This window comes from Cobetia sp. SIMBA_158 (assembly GCF_046566945.1).
Lineage (GTDB): Bacteria > Pseudomonadota > Gammaproteobacteria > Pseudomonadales > Halomonadaceae > Cobetia > Cobetia amphilecti.
Genome location: NZ_JAWJYL010000001.1, coordinates 717502 through 729503, shown reverse-complemented (window position 1 = coordinate 729503; position 12002 = coordinate 717502). Strand labels below are relative to the sequence as shown.

Sequence of the window (12002 nt, the reverse complement as noted above, 5' to 3'; positions counted from 1 at the left end):
GCTTGTCATCAGTTCTCGAGATTCTTGGCGACGGTACGCACCAGGAAGAAGGCCACGATATTGGCCAGGATGATGGCGATCACGCCACCGGCGGAGGCACCACCCACATCGAAGTCCAGCAGGGCGCGGATGTAGATCAGGTACGCCAGGTTGGTCGAGGCAAGCCCCGGACCACCGGAGGTAGTGACGAAGATCTCGGCGAAGATGGTCAGCAGGAAGATCATCTCGATCATCACCACCACGCTGATGGCACGCTTGAGGTGCGGCAGGGTGATGTAGAAGAAGATCGCCACCGGCCCTGCCCCGTCCATGCGCGCCGCCTCGACCTGGTCGTCATCCAGTGACTGGATGGCGGTCAGCAGGATCAACACCGCGAACGGCAGCCACTGCCAGGTGACGATGATCACGATGGAGGTCAGCGGCAGACTGGCGAACCAGTCGATGGCCGGCAGACCGAACAGCCCGGCGACCCAGGCGAGAATGCCGTTGACCGGATGCATCATCATGTTCTTCCACACCAGGGCACTCACGGTGGGCATGATGAAGAACGGCGCGATCACGAACAGACGCGCGACGCCGCGGCCGAAGAATTCCTGCTGCAGCAATACCGCCAGCAGCGTGCCGCCGACCACGGTGGCGACCAGTACCCAGCCCACCAGCAGCAAGGTGTTGCCCATGGCGGTCCACAGGGACGGGTCGGTCAGCAGGTAGTAATAGTTGTCGACGCCGGCAAAGCCGGACACCGACGGCATCATCAGGTTGTAACGCTGGAAGGAGAACCACAGGGTCATGACCAGTGGTACCAGCATCCACATCAACAACAGGCTTACGGCTGGGGCTTGCAGCGACAGGGTTCGCAATCCCCCGACGGTGCGTCCGGATGCTCTCGTGCGCATGGTGAGTCCTTCGATACGGTGAGGAAGTCCGGCAATGCGGCGGGCTTCAGGCCGAGGCTCCCCATGCCACGCCGCGAGGGCGTTGCAGGAGTCTCGAGAGGAAGGGGGTACCGCGGGCGCCGGACGGGGCTCCCGCCGTGCTTCGAGTCAATCTCTGTTGAGGCTCTAGGCAAGACGGGAGGCCGTTGCAACGTTCAGATCAGATCGGTTGGGATCAGACCGGTTGGATCAGATCAGTAACCCGACTGGCGCATGGTGCGCTCGGTGGAACGCTGGGCGGAGGACAGTGCCTGCTCGACCGACATCTGGCCGGCCAGCGCCGCGGCGATCATCTGACCCACCTGGGTACCGATGGACTGGAATTCCGGAATGGTCACCATCTGCACGCCGACATAGGGCACCGGTTCCAGGGTCGGGTCAGTCGGGTCGGCACTGGTGATGGCGTCCATCACGAAGCCGGCGAAGGGTGCGGCGTCCTTGTAGGACTGGTTCTCGTAGGTGGAGACACGGGTGCCCGGCGGGATGCTGGCCCAGCCTTCACGCTCGCCGACCAGGTTCACGTATTCCTGGGAAGTGGCCCAGGTGATGAAGGTCTGGGCGGCATCCTTGGACTTGGAGGATTCCGGAATCGCCAGCGCCCAGGACCACAGCCAATGCGAGCCCTTCTCCGTCTTGGCGATCGGTGCCGGCGCGAAGCCCAGCTTGTCGGCCACGGAAGATTCCTTCGGGTTGTAGAGCTTGCCGGCCGCCGAGGTAGCGTCGACCCACATGCCGCACTTGCCGCTGGAGAACAGTGCCAGGTTCTCGTTGAAGCCGTTGGATGTCGCGCCCGGCGGGCCGTACTTGCCCATCATGTCGACGTAGAAGTTGATGGCCTCGCTCCAGGCCGGGGAATCCAGCTGCGGTTCCCACTCCTCATTGAACCAGCGGCCACCGAAGCTGTTGACCATGGTGCCCAGCACCGCCATGTTCTCGCCCCAGCCCGGCTTGCCGCGCAGGCAGATGCCGTAGACGCCTTCATCCGCGGAGTTGAGCTTGGCGGCCCAGTCGTTGACCTGACTCCAGGTCGGCTGCTCCGGCATCTCGATACCGGCCTGCTCGAAGAGGTCCTTGCGGTAGTAGAGCATGGAGCTTTCGCCATAGAACGGCAGCGCGTAGAGGCCCTTCTTCTCGCCTTCGGTCACGCTCAGACCATCACGCACCGGCTTGATCAGGTCATCGACCTGATAGTCCTCCGGCAGGTTGTCGAGCTTGGTCAGCCAGCCATGCTTGGCCCAGATGGGCACTTCATAGGTGCCGATGGTCATGACATCGAACTGGCCACCCTGAGTCGCCACATCGGTCGTCAGACGCTGACGCAGCACGTTCTCTTCCAGTACCACCCAGTCGAGGGTGATGTCCGGATGCGCCTTCTCGAATTCGCTGGTCAGGCTCTGCATGACCACCATGTCGGCGTTGTTGACGGTCGCGACGGTGATGGTCTCGGCACTGGCCTGGGCGCTGAGCGGCGCCAGGGCAGCGACACTGGCGAGCGAGAGCAGATGACGGCGGGACTTGGTGATGTGAGGTAGGCGCATGAGGGCACTCCATCGGGGCGTTATTGGCATTGTTCTTTTCGAGGGCAGCGGCGCCTTGGGCACCGATACCTTCCCATCAACCGGCTTGGTGAACGGATGTCCTGGCGAGACATCGCGACGCAAACACGTTCGATCAAAACGTCATTCAGTGAACAAATGATCGGATCAGACCTGTGAAAAAGCAAACCCTGAAGCGCTATACCTTGGGCTATACAACCTTGGGATCTGATCCTTTGGGTGTAGGCCACAAGGCGGCATGGCCACTGAGCTTGCGTGCAATTCAGCATAGACAGATATTAGCGTTAAACGAAACAACGCACGCCACGATTGCCGCCCCGATTCTTTAGCATTGAGGCGAACAAACGCGCTCGATTGTCAGACAAGAGAAGACAGCGTTCGCCCCAAAAGTCGTGGCTCCGACGCAAGGATGGGAGAACCAAGGGGAAATAAAGAGAGAACAAAGAGCGAACCAAGAGAGAGCAAAGAGAAAGAAAAAACCCAGGTATCGCGGAGAAATAGCAAAGGAATGGTGACGGAAACGCCCGGCATCGCGCGGGCAACGACAATGCTGAACCCTGACCACGATAACGACACCGCGAACGACACAAAGAACGACACCAGGAGCAAGGCATGGGGCCATACGCCCTGCCCTGCTCCCGATGACTCGCTCGGCGCCTTGTACGGCGTCTTGTACGACGCGTATCCACGGGAGCCTGTCATCGGGAGTCATTCGTCAAGCGCAAGCCATCAGCAGAAAACCATCAGGCTGCAGACATCACGATGAAATCATACGAAGACGGCAGTTCTCTGCTCACTCCTTGAGGGCCGCACAGACCCGCTGGGCAGCCACCTCATCGATGATCAACCCTTGCAGCCAACCACCGCGCAATGCACTCAGGATGGCCGGCACCTTGTCGTGCCCGCCCGCCAGCCCGATCAGCGGCTGCGCCTTGAGCGAGGTCAGCGGCACACTGGTGATGCGCTGCGCCAGCGGGCAATCGATCAGCCGGCCATGGGTGTCCAGCGGCCAGCCCATCAGCTCGCCCACGGCACCGACTTCCATCAGCTCATCGCGCTCGGCGGCGCTGATGAACTGATCCTGGAACAGCGTCGCCTGGGCATCGAGACGCCCGATGCCGATCATGCCCACATCGGCCTCACAGGCGACCTTGAACACCGCCTTGACCAGATTCTGCCCCTGCAGCGACTCTTTCTCCTCGATGCTGGCCGCCACCACGGGCGCGGGCAGCAGGAAGCGATCAGCGCCGATCTTGTCCGCCAGCAGCATCACGCCGTCATAGCGGTTGGAGGAGCCATCCAGCGCCACATTGCCGACCAGTGACACGATGCGATGCTGGGGGCGCTCGCTGCGACTCAGCGCTTCCACCGCCGCGCGCACCGCACGCCCGGTACTCAGCGAGATGGTCTGCGGTTGCTGGCGACCGAGATAGAACGCCAGACGCTCGGCACCCGCCACCGCCAGATACTCCGCGATGCTCTCCGGTGACTGGGTGTCCGAGGGCACCACATCGCAGAAGCTCAGCCCGAAGTGCTCCACCAGCGTATCCGACAGCGCCATGCTGCTGGCCACGGGATGATCGATGGAGATCTTGACCAGCCGCTCCTGGCGCGCCAACGACAGCAGGCGCTGCACGCCGGGGCGCGACACCCCCAGCTGAACCGCGATGTCATCCTGGGTCCGTCCACCGACATATGACAACCATGCAGCCCGCGCAGCCTGCTCCAGTCGCTGTTCAAACTTGTCCATGCGCTTTCTTCCACACTGTCGATTGAGACCAACACTTTCCACGCCGCCGCCACCGAGCACAAGTGCCACGCGCCAACCCGCGCACAGAACGACAACGCCCCGCCGATGAAGGCGAGGCGTTGCAGAGGCGCTTTTCTCGCGCCGATGGCATCAGCTGACAGACGCCGGCGTGCCGCGAAGGACTACATGAACCAGCGTGCGCCATACCCCCACAGCAGCACGGTGACCGCCAGCAGGCCCTCGAGAACCAGCACCCCGATCCCCAGTGTCGACCCGGTGACGAGGAAGCCTTCCTTGTTGGAGATGTCGAGCAGTGGCGGAATGCCCAGATACAGCAGGTATGCGCTGTAACACAGGCCAATGGTGCCCGCGAGGATACACACCCAGATGACGGGATAGAGCGCGACCAGCCCCGCGAGGAACATCGGCGTGGCGACATAGCCCGCGAAGATGATGCAACGCCGGCGACTGGGGTGCCCCGAGAAGCGCTGCGAGAGCATGTGAATGACAGTGCCCATGAAGCCGATCGCTGTCAGTATGGCGATATAGAACGCGATACCGGCGAAGAAGGCATCCAGTGGCTCCAGAAGAATGGCATGGCCTTCCGTCAGGCTCCAACCGAACTGCGTGGTCCCGATATAGGCGCAGATGACAGGCACCAGCGCCATGAGCAGCACATGATGTGCGTAGAGGTGGGTGATGGATTCGTGTTCCTTGCGGATGGTCTGCCATTCCCGTTGCGGATGCGCCATCAAGCCCCATACGTGGGTCAGCATGTGGTCTACCTCCCGTTGACAGTCGTCGACAATCCGGCCATGCGGTCCCGGCGCGGAGTTCGTGTCAGGGCAGTTGCACAGCCATGTTCTGAGCGTAGACCACATTGCGCCAACTGGCAGTTCAACGCCCGTTGCCCCTTCCGAATCGTGCCGGTGCAGGCGTGAAACAGGCCAACCAGGAAGCGTTGACCGAGACAGCGACAGCACGCCCTGCGCTTTTGAGAGATACTTGATTTACCCCCTATGGATGGATGGATGACGACGAATGCCAATCGGACAGCGTAGCGGCATGAAGGCAGTGCTTGTCATGCAGGGAGTGCTCGACATGAAGAGAATTTTCGGCATCAAGAGAGCGCTCGGCGTGGGCTTGGCGCTGGGGCTTTCCGCCCTGGGCACGCCCGCCCAGGCGGAGCCTGTCGAGCTGACCATGAGCCGCGAATACGGCCCCCAGACCATGATGGGCCAGCGCGCCCAGCAGTTCGTCGATCAGGTGGCATCGCTCAGCGGGGGCGAGCTCGAGATCTCCTTCGGAGAAGGCCCGCTGAGTCGGCTGCGCTCGGTGAATCATCTCGAGGCCATCAACGCCGACATCATCCAGCTGGCCGACTCCCACAGCGGCGCGCTGGCCGCCGAAATGCCGCTGTTCGGCCTCAGCTCGCTGCCGACCCTGGTCGATGACCCGCATCAGGCGCGCGAACTCTACCGCCTGGCGCGCCCCAGCTATGAAGCGCAGCTGGAAGAGCATGACCAGATTCTGCTCTATGCCCTGCCCTGGCCGCCCAGCGGGCTGTGGTCGCGCAAGCCGATCACCACACGCGATGACCTCCGGGGCGTGCCCGTGCGGGCCTACGACCGCAATACCCAACGCGTGCTGCTCAACCTTGGCGCCATCGCCACCGTGCTCGGCTGGGAGTCGATGCAACAGCAACTGGCCGAAGGCCGTATCGAGGCGGTGATGACCTCGGCCCTGGGCGGCCTGACGGCGGAGCTCAACCGCACGCTGGATCACTACACCGCGCTGCAATACGCCATGCCGCTCAATATCGTTCACATGAGCCGGTCACGCTTCGAAGCGCTCGACGAGACCCAGCGCGAGGCCCTTCTCAGCGCCGCGACCGAGATTGAAGACACCAGCTGGAACGCCATCGCCAGCGTCCTGGAGCAGACCCATGCCCAGCTGGAGGAGGCCGGCGTGACGGTCAGCAATCCGCTCTCGCCCGAACTCAAGCGCTCACTGGCACGCGCCAGTGTCAGCGTGATCGAGAGCTGGCGCAGCAAGGTTGACCTCGATCAAAGCGAACTGCTGGATCGCTATCTCGCACAACGCGATACCCTCTGAGTCAGGCGCGCGCCCGTGCCTCCAACCTTGGCCATGACGGCCGCCGCCACGACGGCCACCTTCCCCGGCAACGCTGAAAAAACCGCGTAGACACGATTCAGCTGAGCATAAACGCAGGCATGCTCTACCCTAGCGGGCATAGATAAAAGACAAAAAGAAAGGACTCCCCATGACGCCTTCTTCACGTATCTCCACCCTGTTGTCCGCTGGCCTGGCAGCGGCAGGCCTGATCGGCGCACTCAGCGCGCACGCTCAGACGACCCTCAGCATGAGCAGCGATTACGAGCCCGACACGATGATGGGCCAACGCGCTGCCGAATTCAGCCAGCAGGTCGCCAGCCAGTCCGAAGGTGACCTGACGCTGACGCTGCGCTCGGACATTCGCTCCGCCAGTCACCTGCAGGCCACCACCGGCGGTGTCATCGACATCGCCGCGACACTCAGTGGCGCGCTCGCCGAGGAAGCCCCCTTCTTCGGCATCTCCTCGCTGCCGGCGATCGCCTACGACCTCGATGAAGCTCACCGCCTCTACGTGGTCGCGAAGCCGCGCTACGAGGAACTGCTCGCCGAGTACAACCAGATCCTGCTGTATGCCCTGCCGTGGACGCCCAGCGGCCTGTGGTCGAAAGCGCCCATCGCTGACGGTGATGACCTGAAGGACATGCCGATCCGCACCTACGACCGCAACACGCAGCGTGTGCTGCTCAATCTGGGCGCGGCGCCTCAGGTCATGAGCTGGGGAGAGCTCAAACCCCTGCTTCCCAGTGGCAGCTTCCACGGCGCGCTGACCTCCGCGATGGGCGGTGTCAGTGCGGAGCTCTACCGCTACATGCCCCACTTCACCACGCTCAACTACGCGATGCCGCTCAATATCATCCACATGAATCGCGATAGCTTCGACGACCTGACAGAGGCGCAGCAGCAGGCGTTGATCGATGCCGCGCATGCCGCCGAGTCTGCCGGCTGGACGGCCACCCACAGCGTGCTGGACGAGGCCTACGCCACTCTGCAGGAGAACGGCGCGAAGCTGATCACCCCGGCCCCACCTGAGCTGCAGGATGCCCTCGAGGAAGCCAGCCAGCATGTGGTGGAAAGCTGGAAGCAGAAGGTCACCAGTGAAGATCGCGAACTGCTGAGCAGGTATCTCGAATCACGCCCTGAGCGCTGAGCCCGAAAGCACTGATGATCGACAGACTCCAGACACGACAACGGCACCCTCGGGTGCCGTTGTCGTCTGCGTGCGCTTCACGTCTTGTGCAATAGGGCTCGGCTCAACGATGCGACGCCGCCAGCCCCGCGCCGGCCACGACGAACAGACTGCCCGTGGTGCGGTTGAACAGCCGCACGCGCCGATGGCTATCAAACCAGCGACTGATGCTGGAACCCGCATGGGCGTAGGTGCTCATCGTCAGCAGGTCCACCACCAGCCAGGTCAGCGCCAGCACCACGAACTGGGGCAGCTGCGGCTGGGCCATGTCGATGAAGTTGGGAAACAGCGCGCCGAAGAACAGCAGGTCCTTGGGGTTGCTGATCCCGATACTGAAGCCCTTGCGGCACAGTTGCCAACGCGTGGCTCGGGCGCGCATCTGCCCGTCTTCCCCCACAGCATCGAACACCACCGGCTGGGATGGCGCCCGCCAGGCCTGAATGCCCAGATAGATGAGATAGAGCGCCCCAACGATCTTCAGCACCAGAAACCCCGTCTCGGAGGCCGCCAATGCCGCGCCGAGGCCCAGCGACGACAAGGCCATCAACACCAGTGACGCCGCCGCCCCGCCCGCCACCGTCGCGAACGAGCGGCGTCGGCCGTGGCGCAGACCATGATCCATGCACAGCAACGCAAACGGTCCGGGAAAGGTGATCAAGGCGGTGATGACGCTGACATATGCCAGCCAGACGGTGAGTTCCACTGGGGTTCCTTGTCGTTCAACGAGTGACGAACTGCTGAAAGGTGACCTGCCAATATCGCGGCTCTACGCCACGCCAGCAACACTTTTCGCTCCGATCAGCTCGGCAAGACAGCCGCTCCCCTCTTTGAGCATGTTGTTGCTGCCGGTAACCACTTCTGCGGGGGCTGCCAGGCATTGACAACCAGTCTCCATCACACTTCACTCAAGCAAGGAGACTGCCAAGCTCTCTTTGCAAGGGCGCTATTCACAAGGGGCCTGCTCACAAGGGCCCTGCTTACAAAAGCTCTGATCACAAGGGCTCTGATCACAGAACTCTGCCCCAGATTCAGGACGAATCTGGCGACACTTAACTACCAGGGAAGAACCATGAGTGACTGCGTGTTTTGTCAGATCGTTGCAGGCCACAGTCAAAGCCATGTCGTGGCCGAAGATGAGCACTTCCTGGCCTTTCTCTCCATCTTCCCCTCTACTCCGGGCAACACGGTCGTCATTCCCAAACGCCACCTGGGCAGCTGCGTGTATGAACAAGATGATGAGGTGATTATCGGCCTGATGCGCTTCACGCGCCGCGTGGCACACAAGCTCGACGCCTACTTCGGGGTAGCACGCACCGCCATCATCTTCGAGGGTTACGGCGTCAACCACCTGCACGCCAAGCTAATCCCGCTGCATGGCACACAGCCAGGCGAATGGCAGGCCAGAAACTCGAAGATGAAGTACTACATGACCGAATACGATGGCTACGTCGTCAGCGCCGATGGCCCGTGCGGGGACGATACGCAACTAGCGGCACTGGCGGCATAGATACTCAAACAGCCATTAAGCTGAAGTGAAAAGCGCCCAGTAAAACCACTAGTATCATTGCCATATTGTCAACTTAATTTCTTCTGAAAAACTAAATACGGTCTCATATACCACTATCAAATAAACTTAAATTTATATAGCATTACATATGTGTTTGACAATCACTTCTTCCAAACAATATTCACGCAAATCGAACATTCAAACATCTTGAACACATCGCATTTTCGCATGATGTTCCGAGACGTGAAATGTCCCCTCAAATTATAGATACAAAATCACAGGTTAACATTGACAAAAACCACCCATTATAAGAAACTCATATTACATAGCATCTAAAGACCACTAAAGTTATACTCAAATTCAGAAATAAAAATATAATTAATAACAAGGAGCTCACTAAAATGACAAGATCGTGGAAAGATGATTTTTACCAGAGATTATCGTTTTCAGAAACATTAAATGATGAAGCTGCGCAAAAAGCTTATGATTACAAAAACAAGCACCTCCCTAATAAACTATATCGTTATAGAAGTTTAGAAAAAAAACTGCGCGAAAAACAAAATCTCGAAAATGACAACTTATATCTATCGTCTCCAGAGAACTTTAATGATCCGTATGACTGCGCCTGTAAAATTAGCAATCATCTTATCATCTACTACTACTGCACAAATAATTACTTGAACATATTTTCACGCTGGAAGAAACCTGTTTTTAGCAAGCATAAATTAGACTACCGCTTACTAATATCTAATTGCTCTCACTACACGAGAAGTTATTTAAAAAAGTACGAGGATGAGCATCATGAAACTCCAGACTATAGCAATATAATTAAAAACATAAGAGATGATATTCTCATCTCTTGCTTTTCTGAATGCTACACCTCAACACTGATGTGGTCACATTATGCAAATGAACACAAAGGTATTTGCATAGAATACAATCTTGATAACCTCAAAGGCGACATATATTCTATATTCAATAAAAGGATGTACCCTGTACTTTATAGCAACATCATGGCTGATGCGACACAACTAGCCATTGACTCTATATTTCAACAAACAACTCAAAATGTTCTCAACCATATATTTATCAAGCCTGCAGTTAACAAGAGCATAGATTGGGCATATGAAAAGGAATGGCGGATAGTTGCCCCAAGAATCGATAACAGAGTAATAACCACTCCTACACCAAGCAGAATAATTTTAGGCTCCAGAATATCTAGCGAAGATGAAAAGTGGGTCAGAGAAGTCGGCCTAAATAAAGGCATACCAGTAGTCAAGGCTATCCACTCTCACATATATCACAGCATGAACCTTACTCGAGAATCATGAAGTACCCCTTATTTTCTTATCGCTAAATATTGCTCTCTTTTTTACGTGGGTCAAATGGCATCGAATAGTCAACCTCCTGACACAGTGTGCCTGATAATCGCGAACAGTGAGTAGAAGCCAAAATAGGAGATATCGATATTCCAAACACAAAAAAGCCCCCCTTTCGGGAGGCTTTTTTGAAGAATCTGGAGCGGGTGAAGGGAATCGAACCCTCGTCTTAAGCTTGGGAAGCTTCTGCTCTACCATTGAGCTACACCCGCAGGGCGGTGCATTGCGCACGCCAGAACTGCATTGTACTCAACGACTTAGCGCGGTCAAGCAACATCTGATGGAGCGGTTGCCGCAGGCGGCGTCGTACTGGCGATGTTGGTGGCCAAGCCGTTGATTGCATTCAGTATTCAAGCGCCAGTGATAATTCTCAGGCTGCGCAGCTATCGAGTTGCGCCAGCAGCACGCCACGGCGGGCGTCACTCATGCCGAGGCCTTCGCCGCGCTGCGGGAAGGCGGCGTCGATGGCGTTGCGGCACAGAGTGAGCCACTGCGCCTCGCTGAGTTCCAGCGCTTGCTGCACGGCGATGAAGTTGTCGAGCATGCCGCCGCCGAAATAGGCCGGGTCATCCGAGTTGAGGGTGATATTGAGGCCCGCCTCGATCAGCTTCGGCAGCGGGTGGTCTTCCATTCGCTCCACCACCTTGAGCGCGACATTGGACAGTGGGCACACCGTCAGCGGGATACGCCGCTCGGCCAGTTCCGCCACCAGAGCGGCATCTTCCAGGCAGCGCACGCCGTGATCGATACGCTCCACCCCCAGCACCTCAAGCGCCGTGCGGATGTACTCTGCTGGGCCTTCCTCACCTGCGTGCGCGACACGATGCCAGCCGCGCTCCCCCGCAAGCTGGAAGACTTCGGTGAACTTCTCCGGCGGATTGCCGATCTCGGCGCTGTCCAGGCCGACACCCACGAAGCGTGACTCGAAGGGAATCAGCGCATCGAACAGCTCGCGCGCAGACGCCGCGGAATGACAACGCAGGAAGCTCGGCACCAGCGCCGAGGTGATATCGAATTCCTTCACCGCCTCACGGCAGGCGCGCTCCAGCCCCGCGAACTGGGTTTCCAGACTCACGCCACGCGCCAGATGCGCCTGCGGATCGAAGAACAGCTCCAGATGCTTGACGCCATCGGCGCTCGCACGGCGGAAGTAGTCCTGCGCCAGGCGGTAGAAGTGTGACTCGTCATTCAGGACGCCCATGCCCTGGTAATAGAGTGCGAGGAAGGCAGGCAGATCCGCGAAGTCATAGGCGACCTCGACCTCCTCCAGGGTGGCGTAGGGCAATTCGATGCCCTGCTCCGCCGCCAGCTCGAACATCAAGGCCGGCGTCAGCGAGCCTTCGATGTGCAGGTGCAGCTCCACCTTGGGCAGGCGGGCGAGAAAGTCGTGCATGCGCGGGGTAAGGGTCATGGCCCGTCTCCTCAATGAAAGGCGGCGGCTGGAAGATCGCGGAGCGCTCACCACAGCCTGATGGCGCAATTCTAGCAATCCCGAGACCACCTTGAGGAGTGACGGCGCGGGAAATGCGATTTCTCTGCGCGATGCCCGCCTG

General features: G+C 59.0%; 10 protein-coding genes and 1 tRNA gene. 4 read left to right on the top strand and 7 right to left on the bottom strand.

The genetic code is table 11. The features are described 5' to 3' along the window. Window positions 1-8: 8 nt before the first annotated feature. From R2R70_RS03340 to R2R70_RS03325, 4 genes are all read right to left on the bottom strand, one after another. On the bottom strand, window positions 9-896 hold the full coding sequence (locus R2R70_RS03340) for a carbohydrate ABC transporter permease (RefSeq protein WP_043334545.1): 888 nt from the start codon (window positions 894-896) through the stop codon (window positions 9-11). Between the two features lie 233 nt (window positions 897-1129). Beyond that, window positions 1130-2473: an ABC transporter substrate-binding protein gene (locus R2R70_RS03335; RefSeq protein ID WP_043334548.1), complete on the bottom strand. Its 1344-nt coding sequence runs from the start codon at window positions 2471-2473 to the stop codon at window positions 1130-1132. A gap of 811 nt (window positions 2474-3284) precedes the next feature. Next, a complete protein-coding gene (locus tag R2R70_RS03330; RefSeq protein ID WP_043334551.1) occupies window positions 3285-4241 on the bottom strand; it encodes a sugar-binding transcriptional regulator in 957 nt (318 codons plus the stop codon). 182 nt (window positions 4242-4423) lie between these two features. Further along, on the bottom strand, window positions 4424-5017 hold the full coding sequence (locus tag R2R70_RS03325) for a Yip1 family protein (protein ID WP_082388794.1): 594 nt from the start codon (window positions 5015-5017) through the stop codon (window positions 4424-4426). 325 nt (window positions 5018-5342) lie between these two features. On the opposite strand from R2R70_RS03325, the gene R2R70_RS03320 reads away from it, so the two are divergent. Together R2R70_RS03320 and R2R70_RS03315 are read left to right on the top strand one after the other, a co-directional pair. Continuing rightward, window positions 5343-6356, top strand: coding sequence for a TRAP transporter substrate-binding protein (locus tag R2R70_RS03320; protein ID WP_410977257.1), 1014 nt, complete (start codon window positions 5343-5345; stop codon window positions 6354-6356). A gap of 169 nt (window positions 6357-6525) precedes the next feature. Further along, a complete protein-coding gene (locus tag R2R70_RS03315) occupies window positions 6526-7524 on the top strand; it encodes a TRAP transporter substrate-binding protein (RefSeq protein WP_410977256.1) in 999 nt (332 codons plus the stop codon). A gap of 103 nt (window positions 7525-7627) precedes the next feature. On the opposite strand, the gene R2R70_RS03310 is transcribed toward R2R70_RS03315, so the two are convergent. Further along, the gene (locus R2R70_RS03310) at window positions 7628-8266 is read right to left on the bottom strand and encodes a LysE family translocator (protein WP_410977255.1); all 639 of its coding nucleotides are present in this window, start codon (window positions 8264-8266) and stop codon (window positions 7628-7630) included. Window positions 8267-8632: 366 nt separating this feature from the next. Here R2R70_RS03310 and R2R70_RS03305 point away from each other — a divergent pair, with 366 nt between their 5' ends. After that, entirely contained in the window at window positions 8633-9070 is a 438-nt protein-coding gene (locus R2R70_RS03305) for an HIT family protein (protein ID WP_410977254.1), read from the top strand. Between the two features lie 401 nt (window positions 9071-9471). After that, entirely contained in the window at window positions 9472-10401 is a 930-nt protein-coding gene (locus R2R70_RS03300; protein ID WP_410977253.1) for a DUF2971 domain-containing protein, read from the top strand. A gap of 186 nt (window positions 10402-10587) precedes the next feature. Here the strand turns inward: R2R70_RS03300 and R2R70_RS03295 are convergent. Both R2R70_RS03295 and R2R70_RS03290 read right to left on the bottom strand, forming a co-directional pair. Then, window positions 10588-10661 (bottom strand) — tRNA-Gly (locus R2R70_RS03295). 158 nt (window positions 10662-10819) lie between these two features. Beyond that, entirely contained in the window at window positions 10820-11860 is a 1041-nt protein-coding gene (locus tag R2R70_RS03290) for an adenosine deaminase (protein ID WP_410977252.1), read from the bottom strand. Between the last annotated feature and the right edge of the window lie 142 nt (window positions 11861-12002).

Excerpts from the sequence above, each read along its gene's own strand:
- R2R70_RS03340 (WP_043334545.1), bottom strand. The coding sequence starts at position 896 with ATGCGCACGAGAGCATCCGGACGCACCGTCGGGGGATTGCGAACCCTG.
- R2R70_RS03335 (WP_043334548.1), bottom strand. The coding sequence starts at position 2,473 with ATGCGCCTACCTCACATCACCAAGTCCCGCCGTCATCTGCTCTCGCTC.
- R2R70_RS03330 (WP_043334551.1), bottom strand. The coding sequence starts at position 4,241 with ATGGACAAGTTTGAACAGCGACTGGAGCAGGCTGCGCGGGCTGCATGG.
- R2R70_RS03325 (WP_082388794.1), bottom strand. The coding sequence starts at position 5,017 with ATGCTGACCCACGTATGGGGCTTGATGGCGCATCCGCAACGGGAATGG.
- R2R70_RS03320 (WP_410977257.1), top strand. The coding sequence starts at position 5,343 with ATGAAGAGAATTTTCGGCATCAAGAGAGCGCTCGGCGTGGGCTTGGCG.
- R2R70_RS03315 (WP_410977256.1), top strand. The coding sequence starts at position 6,526 with ATGACGCCTTCTTCACGTATCTCCACCCTGTTGTCCGCTGGCCTGGCA.
- R2R70_RS03305 (WP_410977254.1), top strand. The coding sequence starts at position 8,633 with ATGAGTGACTGCGTGTTTTGTCAGATCGTTGCAGGCCACAGTCAAAGC.
- R2R70_RS03300 (WP_410977253.1), top strand. The coding sequence starts at position 9,472 with ATGACAAGATCGTGGAAAGATGATTTTTACCAGAGATTATCGTTTTCA.
- R2R70_RS03290 (WP_410977252.1), bottom strand. The coding sequence starts at position 11,860 with ATGACCCTTACCCCGCGCATGCACGACTTTCTCGCCCGCCTGCCCAAG.